The sequence below is a fragment of the Burkholderia sp. MSMB617WGS genome (assembly GCF_001532025.2).
Classification (GTDB): Bacteria; Pseudomonadota; Gammaproteobacteria; order Burkholderiales; family Burkholderiaceae; genus Burkholderia; species Burkholderia savannae.
In genome coordinates, this window is record NZ_CP013457.1 from 728482 (window position 1) to 754399 (window position 25918).

The window sequence follows — 25918 nt, forward strand, 5'->3', positions numbered from 1 at the left end:
GAGGAGATGAGATGTCGATGGATGCCGAAGCACTCCGTTTTCCCGCGCCGTATGCGCCGCATCGCGCCCTGATGCGCGCGTTCGACGCGTGTCCGCTGATCGCGATCCTGCGCGGGATCACGCCCGCGGACGCGGCGGCGCACGGCGCCGCGTTGTACGAAGCGGGCTTTCGCATCGTCGAGGTGCCGCTCAATTCGCCCGATCCGTTCGACGGCATCGCCGCGTTGCGCGCCGCGTTGCCCGCCGACGCGATCGTCGGCGCGGGCACGGTGTTGCGCGCCGAATACGTCGACGATGTCGTGCGCGCCGGTGGCGAGCTGATCGTGATGCCGCATGCGGACGGCGACGTCGTGCGCCGCGCGAAGACGCTCGGCATCGGCTGCGCGCCCGGCGTCGCGACGCCGACCGAGGCGTTCGCCGCGCTCGCGAACGGCGCGGACGTGCTGAAGATGTTTCCGGCCGAGCAGCTCGGCCAGGTCGCCGTGAAGGCGTGGCGCGCGGTGATCGATGCGCGCGTGCCGCTCGTGCCGGTCGGCGGGATCACGCCCGAGAACATGGGGCCGTATCTCGCGGCGGGCGCGAACGGCTTCGGCCTCGGCTCCGCGCTGTACGCGCCCGGACAGACGCCCGACGTCACAGCCTCGCGCGCGCAGGCGTTCGTCAAGGGATGGCAGATCGCCCGCAACGGAGCGGCGCGGTGAACCGGCTCGCGGGCAAGATCGCGTTCGTGACGGGCGCGGGGCGCGGCATCGGCGCGGCGATCGCGCGCGCGTTCGTGCAGGAAGGCGCGGCCGTCGCGCTCGCGGAGCTCGACGCGGCGCTCGCCGAAGAGACCGTCGACGCGATCGCGCGCGATGTGGCCGATGCGCGCGTGCTCGCCGTGCCGACGGACGTCGCGCAGGCCGAGTCGGTCGCGGCGGCGCTCGCGCAAACGGAGCGCGCGTTCGGCCCGCTCGACGTGCTCGTCAACAACGCGGGCATCAACGTGTTCCGCGATCCGCTCTCGCTCACCGACGAAGACTGGCGGCGCTGTTTCGCGGTCGATCTCGACGGCGTCTGGAACGGCTGTCGCGCGGCGCTGCCCGGCATGGTCGAGCGCGGGCGCGGCAGCATCGTGAACATCGCGTCGACGCATGCGTTCAAGATCATTCCGGGCTGCTTTCCGTATCCGGTCGCCAAGCACGGCGTGCTGGGTCTCACGCGCGCGCTCGGCATCGAATACGCGCCGCGCAACGTGCGCGTGAATGCGATCGCGCCCGGCTACATCGAGACGCAGGCGACGCGCGACTGGTGGAGCGCGCAGCCCGACCCCGAGGCCGCGCGGCGCGAGACGCTCGCGCTGCAGCCGATGAAGCGGATCGGGCGCGCGGACGAAGTGGCGATGACCGCGGTGTTTCTCGCGTCGGACGAAGCGCCGTTCATCAACGCGAGCTGCATCACGATCGACGGCGGGCGTTCGGTGCTGTATCACGATTGATTCATTCGCGCGGTCGTCCACTCGTGGACGCATACGCGCGAAGGCGGCGCGCGACGGTCGCACGCGCCGCGTCGAGACGACGAAGCGGCCGACGTATCCGGTGACGGAGACAACAAGGAGACAAGCAACATGAAGCGCAGAACGTTCATCACACTGGCGGCCGCCGCGACGGTCGCGGCGGCGGGCCTGCCCGCGCACGCGGCCGAGCCCGTGAAGATCGGCTTCCTCGTCAAGCAGCCCGAGGAGCCGTGGTTCCAGGACGAATGGAAATTCGCCGAGATCGCCGCGAAGAGCCGGGGCTTCACGCTCGTGAAGATCGGCGCGCCGTCCGGCGAGAAGGTGATGAGCGCGATCGACAACCTCGCCGCGCAGAAGGCGCAGGGCTTCGTCATCTGCACGCCCGACGTGAAGCTCGGGCCGGGCATCGTCGCGAAGGCGAAGTCGCACGGCCTGAAGATGATGACCGTCGACGATCGCCTCGTCGACGGCGCGGGCAAGCCGATCGAATCGGTCCCGCACATGGGCATTTCCGCGTACGACATCGGCAAGCAGGTCGGCGGCGGGATCGCGGCCGAGATCAAGAAGCGCGGCTGGAACATCAACGAAGTCGGCGCGATCGACATCACGTACGAACAGTTGCCGACCGCGCACGACCGCACGACGGGCGCGACCGATGCGCTCGTCGCGGCGGGCTTTCCGAAGGCGAACGTGATCGCCGCGCCGCAGGCGAAGACCGACACCGAGAACGCGTTCAACGCGGCGAACATCGCGCTCACGAAGAATCCGCAGTTCAAGCACTGGGTCGCGTACGGCCTCAACGACGAAGCGGTGCTCGGCGCGGTGCGCGCGGCAGAAGGGCGCGGCTTCAAGGCGGCCGACATGATCGGCATCGGCATCGGCGGCTCCGATTCGGCGCTCAGCGAATTCAAGAAGCCGCAGCCGACGGGCTTTTTCGGCACCATGATCATCAGCCCGAAACGCCACGGCGAGGAGACGTCGGAGCTGATGTACGCGTGGATCACGCAGGGCAAGGCGCCGCCGCCGCTCACGCTGACGACGGGCATGCTCGCGACGCGCGAGAACGTCGGCCACGTGCGCGAGACGATGGGGCTCGCGGCGAAGTGAGCAGCATGCGCCGTGCGCGCGAAGCGGGCGTCGCGCGTTGCGCGGCGCTCGCGGCGAGCGTGGCGAACGATGTGCGCGATGCGCCCGATGGGGCGAGGCGACGCAATGGCAATACGGATGGCGGTAGACGGAGGCGACGTGGCTGCGGCACTGCGTTTTGACAATATCGGCAAGGTCTTTCCCGGCGTGCGCGCGCTCGACGGCATCTCGTTCGACGTGCACGCGGGGCAGGTGCACGGCCTGATGGGCGAGAACGGCGCGGGCAAGTCGACGCTGCTCAAGATTCTCGGCGGCGAATATCAGCCCGATTCGGGCGGCGTGCTCGTCGACGGGCGGGCGATGCGCTTTCCGAGCGCCGCTGCGTCGATCGCGGCGGGCGTCGCGGTGATCCATCAGGAACTGCAATACGTGCCTGATCTGACGGTCGCCGAGAACCTGCTGCTCGGCCGGCTGCCGAACGTGCTCGGCTGGGTCAGGAAGCGCGACGCGCAGCGCTTCGTGCGCGAGCGGCTAGCCGCGATGGGCGTCGATCTCGATCCGCAGGCGAAGCTGTGCCGGCTGTCGATCGCGCAGCGGCAGATGGTCGAGATCTGCAAGGCGCTCATGCGCAACGCGCGCGTGATCGCGCTCGACGAGCCGACGAGCTCGCTGTCGCACCGCGAAACCGAGGTGCTCTTCGCGCTCGTCGACGATTTGCGGCGCGACGGCCGCGCGCTCATCTACATCTCGCACCGGATGGACGAGATCTATCGGCTCTGCGACGCATGCACGATCTTTCGCGACGGCCGCCAGGTCGCGTCGCACGCGTCGCTCGCCGACGTGCCGCGCGAGTCGCTCGTGCGCCAGATGGTCGGCCGCGAGATCAGCGACATCTATCACTACGAGCCGCGCGCGCTCGGCGGCGTGCGCTTGTCGGCGCGCGCGCTCGAGGGCGACGCGCTGCGAGCGGGCGCGAGCTTCGACGTACGCGCGGGCGAGATCGTCGGCTTCTTCGGGCTCGTCGGCGCGGGGCGCAGCGAGCTGATGCGCGTGATCTACGGCGCGGACCGCCGGACGGGCGGCGCGCTCACGCTCGACGGCGAGCCGCTCGACATCCGCTCGACGGGCGACGCGATCCGCCACGGGATCGTGCTGTGCCCCGAGGATCGCAAGGAGGAGGGGATCGTCGCGCATGCGTCGGTTGCGGAGAACATCAACATCAGCTGCCGCCGTCATACGCTGCGCGCGGGGCTCTTCCTCGATCGCAAGCGCGAGGCGCAGACAGCCGAGCGCTTCATCAAGCTCTTGAAGATCAAGACGCCTAACCGTCGGCAGAAGATCCGCTTCCTGTCGGGCGGCAATCAGCAGAAGGCGATTCTCGCGCGCTGGCTCGCGGAGCCGGATCTGAAGGTCGTGATTCTCGACGAGCCGACGCGCGGCATCGACGTGGGCGCGAAGCACGAGATCTACGGCGTGATCTACGAGCTCGCGAAGCGCGGCTGCGCGATCGTGATGGTGTCGTCGGAGCTGCCGGAGGTGCTCGGCGTGTCGGATCGCATCGTCGTGATGCGCGAGGGGCGGATCGCGGGCGAGCTCGCGCGCGACGAGGCGAACGAAGAGGCGGTACTGAATCTCGCGCTGCCTCAGGGCGCGACCGCGCGCGCCGCATGACGCACGGCGCGCGATATACGACGCATGACGAGTGACGCACGAAGCGCGAAGCATGACGCGCGCGCGATCGGAGCGCAACGGTCCCGCGATACGCGCGACGACTGATTCAGGAATTGGAGACGAGGGCGGCCGCGCCGCCCCGCAGAGGAGCAGACGACATGCAAGCGAGAGAGAATCTTCCCCAGGCCGCCGCGCACGCGGCGGTTGCGCCGGCCGACGACCGGCAACGCTGGCGGCAGCACGTCGCCGATTACAGCCTCGTCGCGATCTTCGCGGCGATGTTCGTCGCGATGTCGCTGACCGTCGATCATTTCTTCTCGATCGACAACATGCTCGGGCTCGCGCTGTCGATCTCGCAGATCGGCATGGTCGCGTGCACGATGATGTTCTGCCTTGCGTCGCGCGATTTCGACCTGTCGATCGGCTCGACGGTCGCGTTCGCCGGCGTGCTGTGCGCGATGGTGCTGAACGCGACCGACAACACGTTCGTCGCGATCGGCGCGGCGGTCGCGGCGGGCGCGGTCATCGGCTTCGTCAACGGCGCGGTGATCGCGTATCTGCGGATCAACGCGCTGATCACGACGCTTGCGACGATGGAGATCGTGCGCGGGCTCGGCTTCATCGTGTCGAAGGGGCAGGCGGTGGGCGTGTCGTCGGAGACGTTCATCGCGCTGGGCGGGTTGTCGTTCCTCGGCGTGTCGCTGCCGATCTGGGTGACGCTCGTGTGTTTCGTCGTGTTCGGCGTGCTGCTCAACCAGACCGTGTACGGCCGCAACACGCTCGCGATCGGCGGCAATCCGGAGGCGTCGCGGCTCGCGGGGATCAACGTCGAGCGCACGCGCGTCTACATCTTCCTGATCCAGGGCGCGGTGACCGCGCTCGCGGGCGTGATCCTCGCGTCGCGGATCACGTCGGGCCAGCCGAACGCCGCGCAAGGCTTCGAGCTGAACGTGATCTCCGCGTGCGTGCTGGGGGGCGTGTCGCTCGCGGGCGGGCGCGCGTCGATCTCGGGCGTCGTGATCGGCGTGCTGATCATGGGCACCGTCGAGAACGTGATGAACCTGCTCAACATCGATGCGTTCTATCAATACCTCGTGCGCGGCGCGATCCTGCTCGCCGCCGTGCTGCTCGACCAGTTGAAGAATCGCGGCGCGCGCGATTGAGCGCGCCGCTTTTTTCGAGACCTTTCGGGAACGTCTGATGACCGACATTTCTTCGCATTTCGAATCGAACGGCGCGCAGGATGCGCAAGACGAGCGTTACGCGCGCTACCCGAGCCTCGCCGGCCGCACCGTGCTCGTCACGGGCGGCGCGACGGGCATCGGCGCGTCGTTCGTCGAGCATTTCGCGCGGCAGCGCGCGCGCGTCGCGTTCGTCGATCTCGACGCCGAAGCCGGCGAGGCGCTCGCCGCGCGGCTGTCCGACGCGGCGCACGCGCCCGTGTTCATCGCGTGCGATCTCACCGAGATCGCGGCGCTGCGCGGCGCGATCGACACGATCCGCGCGCGCATCGGCCCGATCGCGGTGCTCGTCAACAACGCGGCGAACGACGCGCGCCATGCGATCGTCGACGTGACGCCCGCGTCGTTCGACGCGAGCATCGCGGTGAACCTGCGCCATCAGTTCTTCGCCGCGCAGGCGGTGATCGACGACATGAAAGAGCTCGGCGGCGGCTCGATCGTCAATCTCGGCTCGATCAGCTGGATGCTCAAGAACGCGGGCTATCCGGTCTACGCGACCGCGAAGGCCGCCGTGCAGGGGCTCACGCGCGCGCTCGCGCGCGAGCTCGGGCCGTTCGGCATCCGCGTGAATTCGCTCGTGCCCGGCTGGGTGATGACCGACAAGCAGCGCCGCTTGTGGCTCGATGACGCGGGCCGTGAGGCGATCAAGGCGGGGCAGTGCATCGACGCCGAGCTGCTGCCCGGCGATCTCGCGCGGATGGCGCTTTTTCTCGCCGCGGACGACAGCCGGATGATCACCGCGCAGGATGTCGTCGTCGACGGCGGCTGGGCATAGCATTCGTTCGGATAACGAAGCTCGACGCAAGCAGGAGGACCGAAACATGACGGCGACCCACCGCCGATCCTCGGCAGCCGAGGCGGTGCAGACCTTGCAGACGCGCACGGCGCGGCGCGCGGCCGCCGCGCACCTGGTGAGCCCGGGGCCGCAGACGTCGCAGATCGCGCGCGGCGCGGGCGTCACGGAGACGGCGATCGCGACGCTCGCGAACGACGTGCTGCGGCTCGATGTCGCGCCGCATCTGGGCGGCGGCGTCACGCGCTTCGACTGGCGCGGCGACGGGGCGCTCACGCCGATCTTCCGCCGCTGCGACGCGCCCGGCGCGCGCACCGACCCGAACGAGCTCGCGTGCTATCCGCTGCTGCCGTATTCGAACCGGATCGGCGGCGGGCGCTTCGAGTGCGACGGGCGGCTCGTGCGCGTGCCGCGTAACCGTGCGACGGAGCCGCTGCCGATTCACGGCGACGGCTGGCTCGCGCACTGGCGGCTCGACGATGCGAGCGACACGCAGGTGTGCCTGTCACTCGATCGCAGCCAAAGCGCGCCGTATGCGTATCGCGCGACGCTCGTCTACGCGCTCGACGGCGCGACGCTCTCGATCGCGCTCGCGATCGAGAACGCGGGCGCGATGCGCTTGCCGTTCGGGCTCGGCGTGCATCCGTTCATCGTGCGCGACGCGTCGACCGAACTCGCGGCCGCGGCGAGCGGGCTATGGCTGTCGACGCCCGACTGGCTGCCGTCGCGCCATGTCGGCGCGCCGGCCGCGTGGCGCTTCGGCATCGCGTATCCGTTGCCGGACACGCTCGTCAATCATGCGTTCACCGGCTGGGGCGGCGGCGCGACGATCGCGTGGCCGCAGCGCCGGCTCGCGCTGACGGTCACGGCCGACGCCGATTGCTACGTGCTGTACACGCCGCCCGGCGAACCGTTTTTCTGCTTCGAGCCGGTCGATCATCCGATCGACGCGGTGAACCTGCCGGGCGGCGCCGACGCGCACGGCATGACGCTGCTCGCGCCGGGCGAGCGTTTGACGCGGCGTTTCCGCTTCACGGTCGCGCGCACCGACGCGCGGGCGGCGCCCGTCGCGCGCGAGTCGAAGCGCGGTTCGATCGGATAGCGAAGGCCGATCTCGGCGCGCGCGACCGTTCGCGCGCGTGCGGGGAGCGCGGTGGGCGCGGCGCGGCTCGAAAAGCGTGCGCGCGATCGGTTCGCGGTTCGCGCCGGCGTTCGCGCGCCGCGCTCGGAGCCGGCACGACCGCTCGGCGCTCGGCGCGCGGCGCCCGGCGCGATTCCAGCTGCCGCTGCGCATTCGGCCGCGGCTTGATCGTACGAATCCGCGCCAGGCAGGCGCCGCGCGGCGCATTCGCATCCGCGTTCCTGCGCGCCGCCGCCGCCCCGCCACGACGCCGCCCGCGCGATCGCCCGGCGCGACACAGGTAAAATACGCGCCTTCCCAACCGCTTAGCCGCGAGTGAGCGCCATGTCTTCCACGCCTACCTTCATCGAATCGCTGCGCGCCGCCTGGCGGCGCACGAATTCGCTGCTGTGCGTCGGCCTCGATCCCGAGCCGACGAAGTTTCCCGCGCACCTCGAGAATCAGCCCGATGCGATCTTCGATTTCTGCCGCGAGATCGTCGACGCGACCGCGCCGTACGCGAGCGCGTTCAAGCCGCAGATCGCATACTTTTCCGCGCATCGCGCGGAGGATCAGCTCGAGCGGCTGATTGCGCACATCCATTTGCAGCATCCCGGCCTGCCCGTGATTCTCGACGCGAAGCGCGGCGACATCGGCAGCACCGCCGAGCAGTACGCGCGCGAAGCGTTCGAGCGCTATCGCGCGGACGCGGTCACGGTCAATCCGTACATGGGCTTCGATTCGATCGAGCCGTATCTCGCGTACGAGGACAAGGGCGTGATCGTGCTGTGCCGCACGTCGAATCCGGGCGGCTCGGACCTGCAGTTCCTCCAGACGGGCGGCCGGCCGCTCTATCAGGTCGTCGCCGACCTTGCGGCGAACAAGTGGAACGCGAAGACGGGCCAGCTCGCGCTCGTCGTCGGCGCGACGTTTCCGAAGGAGATCGAGATCGTGCGCGGGATCGTCGGCGACATGCCGCTTCTGATTCCCGGCATCGGCGCGCAGGGCGGGGACGTCGCCGCGACCGTCGCCGCGGGCCGCACGGCCGACGGAGCGGGCATGATGATCAACTCGTCGCGCGCGATTCTGTACGCGAGCCGCGACGACGACTTCGCCGACGCGGCCGCGCGCGTCGCCGAGCAGACCCGCGACGCGATCAACGCGCATCGCTGAACATCGCCGCCGCCCCCGACGATGCCCGGCGCGGTGCCGGGCGTCGTTCGCCGCCGCTCATTCGCGCAGTTCATTTGCGCCGTTCATTCGAGCGCTTCATTCGACGCCGCCGCGTCGCGCGCATTTCGCGCGCCGTAGCGTGTCCGATTCGATGACGTCGATGCGAGCCGCGAGCCGCCCGTCGCGCGCTTCAGCGCTCCTCTTCCTCGAGCAGCTTGATGAGGCCGCGCAGCGCGTGCGCGGCCGCCTGCACGCGGATCTGCTCGCGGTCGCCCTTGAACACCAGCGTCTCGACCGACGTGTGCAGCCGGTTGCTCCAGCCGAACGACACGGTGCCGACGGGTTTGTGCTCGGAGCCGCCGCCCGGCCCGGCGATGCCGGTGACGGCGAGCGCGACCTGCGCGCGGCTGTTGCGCAGCGCGCCTTCGGCCATCGCGTGCGCGACGGGCTCGCTGACCGCGCCGTGCTTGTCGATCAGATCGGCGGGCACGCCGATCATCTCGATCTTCGCGGCATTCGAATAGGTGACGAAGCCGCGATCGAACCAGCCGCTGCTGCCGGAGATGTCGGTGATCGCGGTCGCGATCATGCCGCCCGTGCAGGACTCGGCGGTGGCGAGCGTCAGGTGCTCGTCGCGCAGCTTGTTGCCGGCGCGGATCGCGAGCTGGTGAACGACGGAATCGGTTGGCATGCGGGAAGATCCGGTGCGAACGGGGACGAGCGGGAATCGGGCCGCGTCACTGGACGAACGAGCGCCACAGCGCGATCACGAAGAGCGTCATCAACGCGGCGATCAGGTCGTCGAACATGATGCCGAAGCCGCCTTTCAAATTCCGGTCGAAGTAGCGGACGGGCGGCGGCTTCACCATGTCGAAGAAGCGGAACACGACGAACGCCCACAATTGCTCGACGAACGTCGCCGGCGTGACGAGCAGCATCACGAGCCAGATCGCGACGATCTCGTCCCAGACAGCGGGGCCCGGGTCGGCGATGCCCATCTTCTTCGCGGTGAAGCCCGTCATCCAGATGCCGGCGACGAAGCCGACGACGATGAGCGCCCACCATTCGGGCACCGTGAGATAACGGTTCAGCGCGACGAACGTGAGCCAGCCGAACAGCGTGCCGAACGTGCCGGGCATGAACGGCGCGAGGCCGCTGCCGAAGCCGAGCGAGACGACATGCACCGGGTGCGAGAACATGAAGCGCACGGTCGCGCGGCGGCGCGCGGTCGCCTGCGAATCTTGCTGCGGCGCGGCCGAGGGCACGGCAGACGGGGCTGCTGAGGGCGCCGGGCCGGGCTGGCCGGCGGAGTCGCCCGGACGGGACGTCGGGTCAGTTGGCATGGAAATGATCGAAACCGTGCAGCGTGAGCGAAAGCGGCGCGCCCGACGCGTCGCGCCACGTGACGGCGCACGCGTCCGTCGGCGCGGACAAGCCGCGTATTGTACCGATCCGCGTGACGGCCACGCCCGCGCGCGCGCCGGCCGCCTCGATCGCGGTGCGCGCGGACGGCGCGGCCGTGAAGCACAGCTCGTAGTCGTCGCCGCCCTCGAGCATGCAGCGGCGCTGCACGTCGGCGGGCAGCGTCGCGAGCGCGGCCGAGCGCGGCACCGCGTCGACGTTCACGTCGGCGCGCACGCTCGAGCGCGCGAGGATGTGAGGAAGATCGCCCGCGAGGCCGTCGGACACGTCGAGCGCCGCGTGCGCGATGCCCGCGAGCGCGATGCCGAGCGCGACGCGCGGCTCCGGCCGCTCGAGCGCCGCGCGCAACGCGGCCGCTTCGTGCTCACCCGCGCGCCATTCGCCGCGGATCACGCCGAGTCCGGCGCGCGCGTCGCCGAGCGTGCCGGACACCCACACGTCGTCGCCGTCGCGCGCGGCGTCGCGGCGCAGCGCCGCGTCGGGGGCGACGTCGCCGAACACGGTGACGCACAGATTGAGCGGGCCGCTCGTCGTGTCGCCGCCGATCAGCTCGCAGCCATGGCGGTCCGCGAGCGCGAAGAGGCCGTCGGAGAACGCGTCGAGCCAGTCGGCGTCGGCGCGCGGCAGCGCGCACGCGAGCGTGAACGCGCGCGGCGCGGCGCCCATCGCGGCGAGGTCCGACAAATTGACGGCGAGCGTCTTGTGGCCCAGCGCGCGCGGATCGACGTCGGCGAGGAAGTGCCGGCCCTCGACCAGCATGTCCGTCGAAATCGCGAGCATCTTGCCCGGTTGTGGCGCAAGCAGCGCGCAATCGTCGCCGATGCCGAGCGCGGCGCGCGCGTGCGGGCCCTTCGCGCGGCGCGCGAAGAAGCGGTCGATCAACGAGAATTCCGAAAGGGGAGTCTGGGCCACGGGCGAGAATGTCCGAGCAATGAGATGACGCTCATTGTAAGGCGCTTCGGGCGGGCGCCAGGCGCTGCGGCGGCCCGCGCGCGGCCGATTCATGGCGTTTCGGTCGCGGCTGTCAAACCCTAATACGACGATTTAACGTGTGGGATTGGCGCTACAATGCGTCGAACAGGTATTCTAATCCGCAGCCCCCCGTAGAGACACATGCCCACCTCGTCCTCCTCCTCGTCCAAAGAAAAACTCCGCGAAGCCGCTCTCGATTACCACGAATTCCCGACACCGGGCAAAGTCGCGATCGCGCCGACCAAACAGATGATCAACCAGCGCGATCTCGCGCTTGCGTATTCGCCGGGCGTCGCGTTCGCGTGCGAGGAGATCGTCGAGAACCCGCTGAACGCCGCGCGCTTCACCGCGCGCAGCAACTTGGTCGGCGTCGTGACGAACGGCACGGCGGTGCTCGGGCTCGGCAACATCGGCCCGCTCGCGTCGAAGCCGGTGATGGAGGGCAAGGCGGTCCTGTTCAAGAAGTTCGCCGGGATCGACGTGTTCGACATCGAGCTCAACGAGTCCGATCCGCACAAGCTCGTCGACGTGATCGCCGCGCTCGAGCCGACGTTCGGCGGGATCAATCTCGAGGACATCAAGGCGCCGGACTGCTTCATCGTCGAGCGCGAATGCCGCAAGCGGATGAAGATTCCGGTGTTCCACGACGACCAGCACGGCACCGCGATCGTCGTCGCGGCGGCGGTCACGAACGGGCTGAAGGTCGTCGGCAAGAGCATCAAGGAAGTGAAGCTCGTCGCGTCGGGCGCGGGCGCCGCGGCGCTCGCGTGCCTCGACCTGCTCGTCGATCTCGGCCTGCCGCTCGAGCACATCACGGTCACGGATCTGGCGGGCGTCGTCTACAAGGGCCGCACCGAGCTGATGGACCCGGACAAGGAGCGTTTCGCGCGCGAAACCGACGCGCGCACGCTGTCGGAGGTGATCGGCGGCGCGGACATCTTCCTCGGCCTGTCGGCGGCCGGCGTGCTGAAGGCCGACATGGTGAAGACGATGGGCGAACGCCCGCTGATTCTCGCGCTCGCGAATCCGACGCCGGAAATCCTGCCGGAAGTCGCGCTCGAAGCGCGCCCGGACGCCGTGCTCGCGACGGGCCGCACCGACTACCCGAACCAGGTCAACAACGTCCTTTGCTTCCCGTTCATCTTCCGCGGCGCGCTCGACGTCGGCGCGACGACGATCACCCGCGAGATGGAGGTCGCCGCCGTCAACGCGATCGCCGAGCTCGCGCAGCAGGAGCAAAGCGACATCGTCGCGACCGCGTACGGCATCCAGGATCTGTCGTTCGGCCCCGAATATCTGATTCCGAAGCCGTTCGATCCGCGCCTCATCGTGAAGATCGCGCCCGCCGTCGCGCAGGCGGCGATGGACGGCGGCGTCGCGACGCGCCCGATCGAGGACATGGACGCATACAAGGTTCACCTGCAGCAGTTCGTCTACCACAGCGGCACGACGATGAAGCCGGTGTTCCAGATCGCGCGCGGCGCGCCCGCCGAGAAGAAGCGGGTCGTGTTCGCGGAAGGCGAGGAAGAGCGCGTGCTGCGCGCCGTGCAGATCGTCGTCGACGAGAAGCTCGCGAAACCGATCCTGATCGGCCGGCCGGGCGTGATCGAGCACCGGATACAGCGCTACGGGCTGCGCCTCACGCCGGGCGTCGATTTCACGATCGTCAACACCGAACACGACGAGCGCTACCGCGATTTCTGGCAGACCTACTTCAAGATGATGGCCCGCAAGGGGATCAGCGAGCAGCTCGCGCGGGTGGAGATGCGCCGCCGCACGACGCTGATCGGCTCGATGCTCGTCAAGAAGGGTGAGGCGGACGGGATGATCTGCGGCACGATCAGCACGACGCACCGCCATCTGCACTTCATCGACCAGGTGATCGGCAAGCGCCAAGGCTGCAGCGTGTACGGCGCGATGAACGCGCTCGTGCTGCCGGGCCGCCAGATTTTCCTCGTCGATACGCACGTGAACGTCGATCCGACCCCGGCGCAGCTCGCCGAGATCACGATCATGGCGGCCGAGGAAGTGCGCCGCTTCGGCATCGAGCCGAAGGTCGCGCTGCTGTCGCACTCGAACTTCGGCACGAGCAACGCGCCTTCCGCGCAGAAGATGCGCGATACGCTCGCGATCCTGCACGAACGCGCGCCGCAGCTGCACGTCGACGGCGAGATGCACGGCGACGTCGCGCTCGACGCGGCGCTGCGCAAGGAAATCCTGCCGGAATCGACCCTCGAGGGCGAGGCGAACCTGCTCGTGCTGCCGAACATCGACGCGGCGAACATCGCATACAACCTGCTGAAGACGGCCGCGGGCAACAACATCGCGATCGGGCCGATCCTGCTCGGCGCCGCACAGCCTGTGCACGTGCTGACCGAATCGGCGACCGTGCGCCGGATCGTCAACATGACGGCGCTGCTGGTTGCCGACGTGAACGCGGTGCGTTGAACGAAGTTAGCGGCCGATAAAAAAGCGGCGCGCCCATTGCGGGCGCGCCGTCGGGCATGGCGGAGATAAGCGCCTTCCCGAAGCCGACGACGCCACCCTTGGGCCGCAAGAGGCGGCGAGGAGGCAGAAACCCGCCGCAGCTGACGCCGTCGAGGCAATTTTACCTCATTGGAGCTATTTCTATCCTATAAAAGATAGAAATAGTGCCGACGAGGACTATTCTGTCCTTTCATTTCCCTAACGAGCATTGATTCCCGCGTGCATTAGCGCTACGCTTACGCCTTTCTTGGTCGTCAACTTATTGATTTAACAGCGGGAACCCTCGTTTATGGCACGCAAGTGGCTCCGCAACGGCGCGCTCGCGTCCGTCTTCGCGATCGTCGCGATGGGCAATATCGGCGTTTCGCCGGGCAGTCTGGTTTCCGCCGCATACGCACGGGAAGCCGCCGCTGTAAATGGGGCGGCGCAGACCGACACGGTCCCCGCATCCCGATTGCCGCGCGAAGCCGTGACCACGCTGAGCCTGATCGCCGCAGGCGGCCCCTATCCGTACGAGAAAGACGGCGCGGTATTCGGCAATTTCGAACGGATATTGCCGAAGATGCGGCGCGGTTATTACCACGAGTACACCGTGCCGACCCCGCGGGCCCGCAATCGCGGCGCGCGGCGCATCGTTTGCGGCGGTGCCTTGAGGCGCGTCGACAATTGTTATTACACCGACGACCACTACAACAGTTTCAAACGTATCGTTGATTGACTTCGGGATGAGCGGCATGAGCGACAACATTTACGCGCGCGACATGTCGGCTGCGGCGGATCTGTTCGCGGCCGGCGACGGCAACCTGTTCCAGCGCGTCATGCAGATGCGCATGGCGGCGCACGCCGGCGGCGCGCCTGACGGCGCGGCCAGCCCCGGGCTTTCATCCATCGAGGAGCCTATGAGCCTTTTTGCGACCGTGCGACCGAATCTCGTGCAGTCGATCCGTGCATTCCGCGTGCAGGATCTTGCCGACGAAGCGAATCAGCTCGGCCAGCATTTCCTGTATGCGTACTGCGGGAATGCCCAATCGAAGCAGGAAGTGCTGGAGACGATCGCGACGTCGTTCCTGTTTCCGAAGCACTTCGGCAAAAACTACGACGCGCTGTACGACTGCCTGACGGACCTCGTCCACAAGGCGGGCGCGCAGCCCGGCTTCGTGATCGTGCTCGAGGCGCTGCCGATCGCGCACAAGTTCGACAAGGAAGGGCGCGAGACGCTGCTCGACGTGTTCCGCGAAGCGGCGGAATTCTGGGCCGAGCGCAAGGTCGCGTTCCGCGTCTTCTACTCCTTCGCGTAATTCCGGACCGCACGGCCCGCCGGAAAGCCCGCCTTCGCGCGGGCTTTTTGCGTTTGCGGCCTCGGCAGGCGGGCAGCGGGCGCGCGTTCGCCTGACGGCGGCCTTTCATTGCGCATCATTTCTCATGATCGACGAGGCGCCGCTGCGCCGGCGCGTGACGGGCAAGGTGGAAATCCGCGGCACGGACCGATAGGGGTGGGCGACCGATCGCCCTGTGGGTTGTGGTGACCGGTGGTCGACGCGCCGTTCGGCCCCGTCATCGCGGCCGTCGCCCCGCCTTCGCCCGCGGTCGACCGACGCGTGTCGGCAGGTGGCCGCGCGTCACCATCCGCCCCAGCGCGCCGCGAGCGCGGCGAGCACCGCCGCGCCTGCCGTCTCGGTGCGCAGCACGCGCGGGCCGAGCGACAGCGCGGCGAAGCCGCGTGCGCGCGCGGCCAGTTCCTCGTCGGGCGACAGCCCGCCTTCCGGGCCGATCAGCAACGTGACGCCGCCGGCGGGCGGCACCTCGGGCAACGACGCGAACGCCATGCTCGCGCGCGGCGACAGCAGCAAACGCAACTCGCCGTCGGCCGGCGCGGGCGGCAGCGCGTCGAGCCATGCGTCGAAGCCGCGCACCGGCGTGACGTCCGGCACGCGATTGCGGCCGCATTGTTCGCACGACGCGCGCACGACGCCGCGCCAGTGGGAGACGCGCTTGTCCGCGCGCTCGCCCGACAGCCTCACCACGCCGCGCGCGGTCGACAGCGGCGCGACCGCCGAAACGCCGAGCTCGACCGCCTTTTCGATCACCCAATCCATCTTGTCGCCGCCGGCGATGCCCTGCGCGAGCGTGACGTGGTACGGCGGCTCCGCTTCCGCCGGCTCGAACGCGTCGATCCGGGCGAGCGCGCCGCGCTTGTCGATCTCGACGAGGCGCGCGTGGTACTGGCCGCCCGTGCCGTCGAACAGCGCGAGCGCGTCGCCCGGCTGCAGCCGCAGCACCTGCGCGTGCCGCGCGACGTCGGCCGGCAACGGGAGCATGGCGTCGGCCCGCAACGCCGCGTCGACGAAGAAGCGCGGCACCGCCGCGGTCGTGGCGCCGCCGCTCATGCCGCGATCCGCCGCGCGAGCGCCCAGCGATAACCATCGAGATCCTCGATCTGCGCGAAGCGATCGCCCCAGAACTGGTCTTGCGGCGCGCTCAGCGATTTCGCGCCGGCGTCGAGCGCGCGACGATAGGTCGCGTCGACGTCGTCGACGTACAGATAGAACGACTGCGGCGCGATCGCGCCCGCGCTCCTCGGCGTGCGGGCCGTCGAGCCGAACGCGCCCTCGGGCGCGAACATCACGATCAGCTGGCCGCGGTACGACATCTCGACGTGCATGATCGCGCCGTCTTCGTCGATCAACTCGCGCTTTTCGAAGCCGAATGCGTCGCCAAAGAACTGAATCGACACGTGCGCGCTGCGCACCGTCAGGTAAGGGGTCAACCAGGGCACGTCGGCCGGCCGTGGGTCGGTCATGCGGATTCTCCTGCGGGGAAAAGGCGAATGCTTCGCCGAACTTAGCGATGCATGCCGAGAGTATCGCGCAGCGTGCGCGGCAGCGTGAAGAGCGCGGGATGCAGCTTCGCGTCGTAGAAGCGCAATCCGCCGATGCGCCGCACGGCGAGCCGCTCGTCGACGTCGTGCGAGAACAGCGACGCCGCGTCGAGCGCGTCGCTCGCGATCGCCATCAGCCACGGCGAGCCGTACAGCGGCACGTGCGCGCAAAGCGGCGCGACCACGGCGAAGCACGCATGCAGCCCGGCGAGCAGCGAGACGATGCGCGCCTCGTGAAAGAGCGGCGAGCCGAGGTGCAGCGAGACCGCGCCTTGCGGCGTCAGGATGCGCTTCAGGCGAGCGTAGAACTCGGGCGTGTAGAGGCTTGCGGCGGGCGAGTCGGGCGGCGTCAGGTCGAACACGGCGAGGTCGAAGTGCTCGCACGCGTGATCGACGAAGCGTGCGGCGTCGCCGATCACGAGCTCGACGCGCGGATCGTCGAGCGCGCCCTGGTGGACGTCGCCGAGAAAGCGGCGCGCCATCTCGACTACGGCCGGATCGAGCTCCGCGACGACGATCCGCTCAATGCACGGATGCTTGAGCAACTGGCGCGCGGCGCCGCCGTCGCCGCCGCCCAGCACGAGCGCTTTTCTCGGCGCCGGATGCGCGAGCGCGGCCGGATGCGTCATGCACTCGTGGTACACGAATTCGTCGCCGACCGACGTCATCGGTCGGCCGTCGAGCGTGAAGAGGCGCCCGAGCAGCGCCGTTTCCCAGACCTCGATCGCCTGATGATCGGACGCGACGCGCGCGAGCCGCCGGGCGTTCGGAAAGCCGTAGGCGACGTCGGGGGTCGGATGGAAGAGGAGGGTGGAGCTCAAGGCGGCGGGCGCGGCTGGCGGGGCGGTTCCGATGGTGAGAATTATAGAGGGTGGGAAGACGCGCGAGAAACCGCGCGGCCGGGCGGTTTCCGACAAGGCCCGCGCGGAGGGCATCTGCTAAAATGACGAGCTTTGCAGCCTCGTCCGTTTGCTCGTCCGCTTCGCGTCCTGCCGGCGCCGCACCGCGCGCCGGGAACGGTTTGGTCCGCGAGCTTTCGGATGCCGCCCGCGCCCCGTTTTCTCGACTCGTTCTCCGGACTCGACATGACGACTTCGTCTCCCGCCCCCACCACTTTGATGGCCAACGCGATTCGTGCGCTCGCAATGGACGCCGTTCAGCAAGCGAACTCCGGCCACCCCGGCATGCCGATGGGCATGGCCGAGATCGGCGTCGCGCTGTGGTCGCGCCACCTGAAACACAACCCGACGAACCCGCACTGGGCCGACCGCGACCGCTTCGTGCTGTCGAACGGCCACGGCTCGATGCTGCTGTACGCGCTGCTGCATCTGACGGGCTACGCGCTGCCGATCGACGAGCTGAAGAACTTCCGCCAACTGCACTCGAAGACGCCGGGCCACCCGGAATACGGGATCACGCCGGGCGTCGAGACGACGACGGGCCCGCTCGGGCAGGGTCTCGCGAACGCGGTCGGCATGGCGCTCGGCGAAGCGCTGATGGCCGCCGAGTTCAACCGCGACGGCGCGAAGATCGTCGATCACCACACGTACGTGTTCCTCGGCGACGGCTGCCTGATGGAAGGCATCTCGCACGAGGCGTGCTCGCTCGCGGGCACGCTGAAGCTGAACAAGCTGATCGCGCTCTACGACGACAACGGCATCTCGATCGACGGCGACGTCGTCAACTGGTTCAACGACGACACGCCGAAGCGCTTCGAGGCGTATGGCTGGAACGTGATTCCGAACGTGCACGGCCATGACGTCGATGCGATCGACGCGGCGATCGCGAAGGCGAAGCAATCGGACAAGCCGACCCTCATCTGCTGCAAGACGCGCATCGGCAACGGCGCGGCGACGAAGGCGGGCGGCCACGACGTGCACGGCGCGCCGCTCGGCGCGGAAGAAATCGCGAAGACGCGCGAGGCGCTCGGCTGGAAGTGGGAGCCGTTCGTGATCCCGCAGGAAGTCTACGCGGCATGGGACGCGAAGGAAGCGGGCAAGCGCAGCGAAGACGACTGGAACGCGGCGTTCGCGCAATATCGCGCGAAGTATCCGACCGAGGCGGCCGAGTTCGAGCGCCGGATGACGGGCAAGCTGCCGGCCGACTGGGCCGCGAAGGCCGCGGCGATCGTCGCGGGCGCGAACGAGCGCGGCGAGACGGTCGCGACCCGCAAGGCGTCGCAGCAGACGATCGAGGGGCTGGCGGCGATGCTGCCCGAGCTGCTCGGCGGTTCGGCCGACCTGACGGGCTCGAACCTCACGAACTGGAAAGCGTCGAAGGCGGTGCGCGCGAATGCGGACGGCCCGGGCGTCCAGTGGGGCAACCACATCAACTATGGCGTGCGCGAGTTCGGCATGAGCGCCGCGATCAACGGCCTCGTGCTGCACGGCGGCTACAAGCCGTTCGGCGGCACGTTCCTGACGTTCTCCGATTACAGCCGCAACGCGCTGCGCGTCGCCGCGCTGATGAAGGTGCCGTCGATCTATGTGTTCACGCACGATTCGATCGGCCTCGGCGAGGACGGCCCGACGCACCAGTCGATCGAGCACGTCGCGAGCCTGCGGCTCATCCCGAACCTCGACGTCTGGCGTCCGGCCGACACGGTCGAGACGGCCGTCGCGTGGACCCACGCGGTCTCGCATCAGCATCCGTCGTGCCTGATCTTCAGCCGCCAGAACCTCGCGTTCAACGCGCGCACCGACGCGCAGATCGCGAACGTCGAGAAGGGCGGCTATGTGCTGCGCGACTGGGACGAAGAGATCGTCGCGCGCAAGATCATCCTGATCGCGACGGGCTCGGAAGTCGAGCTCGCGATGAAGGCGGTCGAGCCGCTCGCGCGGCAAGGGATCGCCGCGCGCGTCGTGTCGATGCCGTCGACGACGGTGTTCGACCGGCAGGACGCCGAATACCGCGAGCGCGTGCTGCCGCACGGCGTGCGCCGCGTCGCGATCGAAGCGGGCGTCACCGGATTCTGGCGCAAGTACGTGGGCCTCGAAGGCGGCGTGGTCGGCATCGACACGTTCGGCGAGTCGGCTCCGGCTGGCGTGTTGTTCAAGCATTTCGGCTTCACCGTCGAGCACGTGGTCGAAACGTCGAAGGCGGTGCTCGCGTAACCCAATCGACGCCCGGGCGGCCGTGCCCCGCGCCGGCCGGGCGCGCGTGAAGCTGCACGAAGTATTTTTTCAGCCATCAGGAGATACATCATGACGATTCGCGTTGCAATCAACGGTTACGGCCGCATCGGCCGCAACACGCTGCGCGCTTTCTACGAAAACGGCAAGAAGCACGATCTCGAGATCGTTGCGATCAACGATCTGGGCGACGCGAAGACCAACGCGCACCTGACGCAGTACGACACCGCGCACGGCAAGTTCCCGGGCGAAGTGTCGGTGGACGGCGACTACCTCGTCGTGAACGGCGACAAGATCCGCGTGCTCGCGAACCGCAATCCGGCCGAACTGCCGTGGGGCGAGCTGGGCGTCGACGTCGTGCTGGAATGCACGGGCTTCTTCACGACGAAGGAAAAGGCGAGCGCGCACCTGAAGGGCGGCGCGAAGAAGGTGATCATCTCGGCGCCGGGCGGCAAGGACGTCGACGCGACGATCGTCTACGGCGTGAACCACAATGTGCTGAAGGCCGAGCACACGGTGATCTCGAACGCATCGTGCACGACGAACTGCCTCGCGCCGCTCGTCAAGCCGCTGAACGACAAGATCGGCCTCGAAACCGGCCTGATGACGACGATCCACGCGTACACGAACGACCAGGTGCTGACGGACGTCTATCACGAAGACCTGCGCCGCGCGCGCTCGGCCACGCACAGCCAGATCCCGACGAAGACGGGCGCGGCGGCGGCCGTCGGCCTCGTGCTGCCGGAGCTGAACGGCAAGCTCGACGGCTACGCGATTCGCGTGCCGACCATCAATGTGTCGGTCGTCGACCTGTCGTTCATCGCGAAGCGCGATACGACGGTCGAGGAAGTCAACGCGATCATGAAGGAAGCGTCGCAAGGCGCGCTCGCGGGCATCCTCGGCTACAACGACGCGCCGCTCGTGTCGATCGACTTCAACCACAACCCGGCTTCGTCGACGTTCGACGCGACGCTGACGAAGGTGTCGGGCCGTCTCGTGAAGGTGTCGAGCTGGTACGACAACGAGTGGGGCTTCTCGAACCGCATGCTGGATACGGCGATCGCGCTCGCGAACGCGAAGTAACAGGTCGAGCCGACGCGCGTTGCTATGTGCCGGGGCTGGGCACGGCAGCGCCAGGCAGGATCGGGCCGCGCCGATGATGATTCATCGGCGCGGCTTTTTTATCGGACGGCGCCGCATCGGGCGCGACGGCAATGCACGCCTCGATGATGAAGAGGCATGGGGTGGCCGGTTCTCGTATCCCGCGCGGCGGCAATGGCGGTGCTGCCGTCGGCGTCTGTCTTGCCGGGCTCGCACCCGCCGCATTTCGCAATCCGCTCCGTCAAAATATTTTCGACACATCCCCCTTCCGGGTTGATGGTTAATATATTAATAAAAATACGAAAATCGAGTTTTATTTCAAAAGGCGAGTTAATCGGCCTTTGCTAGGATCGGGTGCCTATGTACGGACATGACGTGTCCGAAGGTTGAACCGACCAACGAAGGAGGTAACCCGTATGACCCAAAGTCCTTTCAACGGACGTGTCGTCCGGCAGTTCCGAATGCGCCGGATTACCGGTTTTCCCGCGGTACTGGACAAATTGATTCGGTCCGAGAAACGCCAAGCGACCGGCCGCGGCGCAAACGCTCGGGCGTCGGCGGGCGGCGCACGCAGTATGAACGGCGCAGGCTGGTGGATCGCTCCGGCAGCCGGATGCGCTGACATCGCGGCGGACCCGGTCGCACGGAGTCGGCCCGCTAACGGAACGGCGCTGCTCCGGCGAATCGGACGCCCGATTCTCGCTTGCATGCTCGTCTCCTGGCTGTGCTATTTCCCGAGCGTAAGTCTGGCACAGGCCGCGAGCGGCGAGCTGGCCGATCGCCGGGTAAACGAATTCAAGTATTTCAATATCGACAAGATATACGGACGCGCGCAAAAGCCGGACGAAATCCGGAGTTTCCATCTGACTTTCGAAGGCAGCAGGAATCGGGTGTATTCGACCGAATTGAACGAACACCTGATTGCGTCGTTCGTGGACGGCACGGCGACCATCGTTCAGCAAAGCCGCACCACACCCAAGAAAATGACCGTGTTGTACTCTAACCGGTTGAGCGACAAGACGGCGTTCGTGTCCGTCGCGTTCGAATTGACGCCGGGCCACGGCGCTGCGCTGCAGGTGGTGGAGACCGATCGTAACCACAACTTCGTCGACGGCAGCCCGATCTACAGGCTGCCTTCGCGGGCGGAAGACGACCCGGCGGCAAGCGACGCGTCCGACCAGGTTCGCGTCACCAATCGTCCGCAATTTGGTGGCCCACTGACGATCGAACGCGTGTCCTTCGCCACCCGGGCAAACGAAGACCTGCGCGCGCGACGCTCCGTCCATGCCTATCAACTGGAATGCGTGCTGCCGATCCTCGCGATCGCCAATTACGTGTTGAACCGGCCGTGCGACCTCATCAAGAGCGCGCTTTCTCATTTTGACGGCGATCGGCCGCTCAAGAAGGTCGCGGCGAGCCCTGCGCCCGTCGCGGCAGGCCTGGAATGGCGGCTTCACAGCCTGACCTCGGTCGGCAGCAAGAATCCTTACGCCGGCTATGCGGCGAGCATCGCGTGCAAGGCGCCGCTGCAGTTCGCGTTCTCGTCCCGCAAGCCGCGCGGGCCGGAAACGTCCGACTGCGTGTTCATGGTGATGGACGTCATTACGCCGTACCTGATTCTGAACCACTACGATTTCGATCGTGCGCACTTCGATCGCATCATCCAGAATGTCGTGAACACCGGATCGAGCGGCCTCGCCGGTGCGAATTCGCTTGCCGAGCAGCAACTCGTCAGCGCGGTCAACGCCGTGCAGGCCCGGACGAGAGAGAATATGGCGCGCATCAGTCGCGCATTTCACGATGCGTCCAGGCTGAACGCTTCGACCATCAGCTTCGCCAGCACCGAGGTCGGCACAGTCGACGCCAATTCGGCCAACGACACGTTGCCGCCCGTCCCGGAGCCGTCCACCTCGGGACAAGCGACGAGGGCGGTCGGCCAGTTCGAGCTGAATCTCGCCGATCTGACGCTCGAACGCTTCCGGCAACTTCATCCGGAGGTCAGGCCGCGAATCCGGGCCGGCAACCAATGGGTGCAGGGCAACGCGTCCTTTGCGGTCGACGTGCTGCCGAATCCGAGCCCGTCGCAGATCGCCGAAGTGCAAAGCACGCTGTCGCAGTGGTATCCGTCGGATTCCGATTCCAACTCGTCTTCCGACAGCGACTCCAGCGATTCGAGCGGCCCTATCGCCATTTCGAATACGCCGATCGGCGCTGGCGCACTGCTCAGGTCCGGACGGACGATCGCCTCGTCGATGAGCGACGAGCTCGACGAGCGCAATCCCGGTACCGTGATCGTCATCGCGCGCTACCAGAACCGGCCCGTTTCGATCTTGATGGGTAACGTCAACACGGACGTTCGCGAAGCGTCGATTCCTTACAGCGTGTCCAATCCCGACAGCCTGCGTACGCCATACTCGAACGCCGCGGTTCGCGGCGGGGGGCAGCGCACGTTGCAGCGTTTCATCGAGTACAACCTCGAGCGCGGCATCCGGTTGATCAGCACGGATGCGGTCACGGAAGTGTCGGCCCAGGTCAAGCGGAAGTTCGGCTTCAAGCATGAAGACGAACTATGATTGATCGGCGCCGCAATCGCGCGGTGAACGTGCGGAATCGGTGTGTGTCCTTTGCGTCCCGGATTCCGTGCGTCGTCCGCGCGCGGCGCTCGCGTGGTGGTTTTCGGTATCCGAGGCGTGCTTCAGCGTGCGGCGCGGCGTGCGCGCACGCCGTGCGTCACGCACCACAGCGCGACGAGCGTGCTCGACAGCGCGCCGCCCGCGGCGCACACGCCGCGCCAGCCGTCGAAGCGGTATGCGGCGCTCGCGACGGCCGAGCCAAGCGCGCCGCCGATGAAGTAGCTCGTCAGATAGACGGTCGTGACGCGGCTGCGTGCGTCGGTGGCGAGCGCATAGATGACGCTCTGGTTCGAGATGTGCAGCCCTTGCACGCCGACGTCGAGCAGCAGAATGCCCGCCACTAGCGCGACGAGCGACTGCGCGCCCGCCGCGATGAACGCGAACGATACGAGCACGGCGGCTGCGAAGAGGCCCGTCGCCGCATGGGCGTGGCCGCGGTCGACAAGCCGGCCCGCCGCGCCCGCCGCGAGCGCGCCCATCGCGCCGACGACGCCGAACAGACCGATCGCGCCTTCGCTGAAGCGATAGGGCGGTGCGCTCAAGAGGAACGTGAGGCCCGTCCACAGCAGGCTGAAGCACGCGAACACGAGCGCGCCGTAGACGGAGCGCAGCGCGAGCGTCGGCTCGCTGCGCACGAGCGTCGCGAGCGAGCCCATCAGCTTTCGGTAATCGAGGCGCGCGGTGCGGCGATCCTTCGGCAGTTTCGTCGAGAGCACGCCGGCGAGCGCGAGCACGAGCGCCGCCGCGATCGCATAGACGGCGCGCCAGCCGAGCCAGTCGGCGATCGCGCCGGATACGACGCGCGCGAGCAGGATGCCGAGCAAGAGGCCGCTCATCACGGTGCCGACCGCGCGGCCGCGCGATGCGTCGTCGGCGAGCGACGCGGCGAACGGCACGAGCAACTGCGTCGAGCACGTGACGAAGCCGACGCACACGTTCGCCGCGATGAAAAAGCCGTAGCTCGTGCTCGATGCGACCGCGACGAGCGCGACGACGTTCGCGCCCAGCAGCCGCACGATCAGCGCGTGGCGATTGACGACGTCGCCGAGCGGCACGATGACGAGCAGGCTCGCCGCGTAACCGAGCTGCGTCAGCGTGACGAGATAGCCGAGCTCGGCCGGCTTGCGCCCGAAGCTCGATGCGATCGCCGCGAGAAGCGGCTGCGAATAGTAGAGGTTGCCGATGACGATGCCGCAGGCACACGCGAACAGCAGCGTCATCCCGCGCGTCAGCGCGGGCGGGGGAACGGTGACGGAATTCATGAGGCGCGTAGCGAAGAAGAACGGAGTCCGAAAAGCCGGACGGGCATCACGCGAACGGCGCGCGCGGCGGGCCGCGAGAAATCGGCCCGCCGCGCGCGCCGCGCGTCGGATGGGCGATCAGAACGGCTTCGTCGGCAGGTACTTGCCGTCGAGCGTGATGACGGCGCGCGAGCCGCCTTCCGGATCGTCGACCTTCTTGACGTCGAGCTTGAAGTTGATCGCGCTGACGATGCCGTCGCCGAATTGCTCGTGGATCAGCGCCTTCAGCGTCGAGCCGTAGACCTGCACGATTTCGTAGAAACGGTAGATCGTCGGATCGGTCGGAATGCCGCCCGGGATGCTGCCGCGCACGGGAATCGTCTGCAAGAGGCGCACCGCGTCGTCGTCGAGGTCGAGCTTCGCGGCGACGGTGCGCGCGGCGTCGGCGGGCAGCGGATGCTGGCCGAGCAGCGCGGCCGTCGTGAACGCGACGCTCAGGCCGGTGCCCTCGTTGAGCTGCTCGAACGTGAGGTTCTTGCGCGTCTTCGCGTCGACGATGCGATCGGCGAGCGCCTGGCGCGCGGTCTGGTTGTGTTGCGATTGGGTCATGCGGGCTCCTTGCGGTGAGGGTTCGGCAACGAAACGGAGATTGCTGTCGGCGCGTGATGCGTCGCGCCGCGAGCTGCATGTGGCGCCCGGCGCTTCGCGGGCGCGTTGCGCGGCGTGCGTCATGTGCCGTGCGTCAGGCCGCGCGATCGAGTCGCGGCGGCGTCGCGCGCACGTGCGGATGGTCGGCGAGCGCGACGAAGCGGCCCGTCGCGCCGTCGAGCGCGTCGATCGAGCCGGTCTCGATGTCGTACACCCAGCCGTGCAGCGCGAGGCGTCCTTGCTCGAGCGCGAGCCGCACGCATGGATGCGTGTTGAGATTGGCGAGCTGCGCGACGACGTTTTCCCGCACCATCGAATCGACGCGCTCCCGCTCGCCCGCGTGCTCGCGCGCTTCGTTCACGCATTTGGCGGCGTCCGCGTAGCGCAGCCAGCCGCGCACGGCGGGCAGATGGTCGAGGCATGCGCACGATGCGATCGCGGTCATCGCGCCGCAGTCCGAGTGGCCGCACACGACGACGTCGGCCACTTCGAGCACCGCGACCGCGTATTCGACGGACGCCGATACGCCGCCCGGCTCGGGGCCGAACGACGGCACGATGTTGCCCGCGTTGCGGATCACGAACAAATCGCCCGGCTCGCGCTGCGTGACGAGCTCGGGCACGAGGCGGCTGTCCGAGCACGAGATGAAGAGCGCGCGCGGCCGCTGGCTCGCGGCGAGGCGCTTGAACAGTTCCGTGCGCTGCGGGAGCGCGTCGCGCTGGAACTTCAGAAATCCTTCGATGATGTCCTGCATCGTGTGCTCCGTGGTCGATGGCGAGAGCCGACGACCGAAGAATGAGGCAAACGATTCATAGCGTCCAAGACC

23 protein-coding genes are annotated in these 25918 nt (G+C 68.0%); 14 read left to right on the forward strand and 9 right to left on the reverse strand.

The genetic code is table 11. The features are described from left to right. Positions 1 to 11: 11 nt before the first annotated feature. The 8 genes from WT60_RS03730 to pyrF all read left to right on the forward strand — a co-directional run bounded on the left by WT60_RS03730 (position 12) and on the right by pyrF (position 8579). Positions 12 to 701 carry a 2-dehydro-3-deoxy-6-phosphogalactonate aldolase gene (locus WT60_RS03730; RefSeq protein ID WP_186448561.1) on the forward strand — a complete coding sequence of 230 codons (690 nt, stop codon included), beginning with the start codon at positions 12 to 14 and terminating at the stop codon, positions 699 to 701. After that, positions 698 to 1477: an SDR family oxidoreductase gene (locus tag WT60_RS03735; protein WP_038754539.1), complete on the forward strand. Its 780-nt coding sequence runs from the start codon at positions 698 to 700 to the stop codon at positions 1475 to 1477. Before WT60_RS03730 ends, WT60_RS03735 begins: the two co-directional genes overlap by 4 nt. Before the next feature lie 129 nt (positions 1478 to 1606). Beyond that, positions 1607 to 2602 carry an arabinose ABC transporter substrate-binding protein gene (locus WT60_RS03740; protein WP_060356331.1) on the forward strand — a complete coding sequence of 332 codons (996 nt, stop codon included), beginning with the start codon at positions 1607 to 1609 and terminating at the stop codon, positions 2600 to 2602. A 138-nt stretch (positions 2603 to 2740) separates the two neighbouring features. Beyond that, positions 2741 to 4252: an L-arabinose ABC transporter ATP-binding protein AraG gene (araG, locus tag WT60_RS03745; protein ID WP_038754536.1), complete on the forward strand. Its 1512-nt coding sequence runs from the start codon at positions 2741 to 2743 to the stop codon at positions 4250 to 4252. Positions 4253 to 4410: 158 nt separating this feature from the next. Beyond that, positions 4411 to 5415 carry an L-arabinose ABC transporter permease AraH gene (araH, locus tag WT60_RS03750; RefSeq protein WP_038754317.1) on the forward strand — a complete coding sequence of 335 codons (1005 nt, stop codon included), beginning with the start codon at positions 4411 to 4413 and terminating at the stop codon, positions 5413 to 5415. Between the two features lie 37 nt (positions 5416 to 5452). Then, entirely contained in the window at positions 5453 to 6268 is an 816-nt protein-coding gene (locus tag WT60_RS03755; protein ID WP_059583322.1) for an SDR family NAD(P)-dependent oxidoreductase, read from the forward strand. Positions 6269 to 6314: 46 nt separating this feature from the next. After that, positions 6315 to 7388 (forward strand): aldose 1-epimerase, encoded by a 1074-nt coding sequence (locus WT60_RS03760; protein ID WP_038754311.1) that lies wholly within the window; start codon positions 6315 to 6317, stop codon positions 7386 to 7388. A gap of 363 nt (positions 7389 to 7751) precedes the next feature. Continuing rightward, entirely contained in the window at positions 7752 to 8579 is an 828-nt protein-coding gene (pyrF, locus tag WT60_RS03765) for an orotidine-5'-phosphate decarboxylase (protein ID WP_059583324.1), read from the forward strand. 190 nt (positions 8580 to 8769) lie between these two features. Here the strand turns inward: pyrF and WT60_RS03770 are convergent, their stop codons facing one another. Genes WT60_RS03770 through thiL form a run of 3 tightly spaced genes read right to left on the reverse strand, consistent with a single transcriptional unit; the run spans position 8770 to position 10913 of the window. Continuing rightward, the gene (locus tag WT60_RS03770) at positions 8770 to 9270 is read right to left on the reverse strand and encodes a CinA family protein (RefSeq protein WP_038754303.1); all 501 of its coding nucleotides are present in this window, start codon (positions 9268 to 9270) and stop codon (positions 8770 to 8772) included. 46 nt (positions 9271 to 9316) lie between these two features. Then, positions 9317 to 9922 carry a phosphatidylglycerophosphatase A gene (locus WT60_RS03775; RefSeq protein ID WP_038754301.1) on the reverse strand — a complete coding sequence of 202 codons (606 nt, stop codon included), beginning with the start codon at positions 9920 to 9922 and terminating at the stop codon, positions 9317 to 9319. After that, positions 9912 to 10913: a thiamine-phosphate kinase gene (thiL, locus tag WT60_RS03780; RefSeq protein WP_038754534.1), complete on the reverse strand. Its 1002-nt coding sequence runs from the start codon at positions 10911 to 10913 to the stop codon at positions 9912 to 9914. The genes WT60_RS03775 and thiL overlap by 11 nt, the downstream gene beginning before the upstream one ends. Positions 10914 to 11114: 201 nt before the next feature. On the opposite strand from thiL, the gene WT60_RS03785 reads away from it, so the two are divergent. From WT60_RS03785 to WT60_RS03795, 3 genes are all read left to right on the forward strand, one after another. Further along, on the forward strand, positions 11115 to 13421 hold the full coding sequence (locus tag WT60_RS03785) for an NADP-dependent malic enzyme (protein WP_059670737.1): 2307 nt from the start codon (positions 11115 to 11117) through the stop codon (positions 13419 to 13421). A 328-nt stretch (positions 13422 to 13749) separates the two neighbouring features. Then, a complete protein-coding gene (locus WT60_RS03790; RefSeq protein WP_038754296.1) occupies positions 13750 to 14178 on the forward strand; it encodes a ribonuclease in 429 nt (142 codons plus the stop codon). 16 nt (positions 14179 to 14194) lie between these two features. Beyond that, a complete protein-coding gene (locus WT60_RS03795) occupies positions 14195 to 14758 on the forward strand; it encodes a barstar family protein (RefSeq protein ID WP_038754531.1) in 564 nt (187 codons plus the stop codon). A gap of 321 nt (positions 14759 to 15079) precedes the next feature. Here WT60_RS03795 and WT60_RS03800 read toward each other — a convergent pair whose 3' ends face one another. From WT60_RS03800 to speE, 3 genes are read right to left on the reverse strand one after another with little or no spacing between them, the layout of a single operon-like run. Then, complete coding sequence (locus tag WT60_RS03800) at positions 15080 to 15847, reverse strand: 16S rRNA (uracil(1498)-N(3))-methyltransferase (protein WP_038754293.1); 768 nt, start codon at positions 15845 to 15847, stop codon at positions 15080 to 15082. Next, positions 15844 to 16260, reverse strand: a complete 417-nt coding sequence (locus tag WT60_RS03805; protein WP_038754290.1) for a VOC family protein — start codon at positions 16258 to 16260, stop codon at positions 15844 to 15846. Before WT60_RS03805 ends, WT60_RS03800 begins: the two co-directional genes overlap by 4 nt. Before the next feature lie 41 nt (positions 16261 to 16301). After that, a complete protein-coding gene (gene speE / locus WT60_RS03810) occupies positions 16302 to 17159 on the reverse strand; it encodes a polyamine aminopropyltransferase (protein ID WP_038754287.1) in 858 nt (285 codons plus the stop codon). Positions 17160 to 17378: 219 nt separating this feature from the next. Here speE and tkt point away from each other — a divergent pair, with 219 nt between their 5' ends. The 3 genes from tkt (at position 17379) to WT60_RS03825 (ending at position 23143) form a co-directional block, all read left to right on the forward strand. Next, entirely contained in the window at positions 17379 to 19451 is a 2073-nt protein-coding gene (tkt, locus tag WT60_RS03815; protein WP_060356330.1) for a transketolase, read from the forward strand. Positions 19452 to 19541: 90 nt separating this feature from the next. Continuing rightward, entirely contained in the window at positions 19542 to 20552 is a 1011-nt protein-coding gene (gene gap / locus WT60_RS03820) for a type I glyceraldehyde-3-phosphate dehydrogenase (protein ID WP_038754281.1), read from the forward strand. Between the two features lie 434 nt (positions 20553 to 20986). Continuing rightward, positions 20987 to 23143 carry a hypothetical protein gene (locus tag WT60_RS03825; protein WP_145986721.1) on the forward strand — a complete coding sequence of 719 codons (2157 nt, stop codon included), beginning with the start codon at positions 20987 to 20989 and terminating at the stop codon, positions 23141 to 23143. 122 nt (positions 23144 to 23265) lie between these two features. Here the strand turns inward: WT60_RS03825 and WT60_RS03830 are convergent, their stop codons facing one another. From WT60_RS03830 to WT60_RS03840, 3 genes are all read right to left on the reverse strand, one after another. Then, positions 23266 to 24465, reverse strand: a complete 1200-nt coding sequence (locus tag WT60_RS03830) for an MFS transporter (protein ID WP_060356328.1) — start codon at positions 24463 to 24465, stop codon at positions 23266 to 23268. Between the two features lie 117 nt (positions 24466 to 24582). Beyond that, the gene (gene cynS / locus WT60_RS03835) at positions 24583 to 25053 is read right to left on the reverse strand and encodes a cyanase (RefSeq protein WP_038754272.1); all 471 of its coding nucleotides are present in this window, start codon (positions 25051 to 25053) and stop codon (positions 24583 to 24585) included. Positions 25054 to 25186: 133 nt separating this feature from the next. Beyond that, positions 25187 to 25846, reverse strand: coding sequence for a carbonic anhydrase (locus tag WT60_RS03840; RefSeq protein ID WP_038754269.1), 660 nt, complete (start codon positions 25844 to 25846; stop codon positions 25187 to 25189). Between the last annotated feature and the right edge of the window lie 72 nt (positions 25847 to 25918).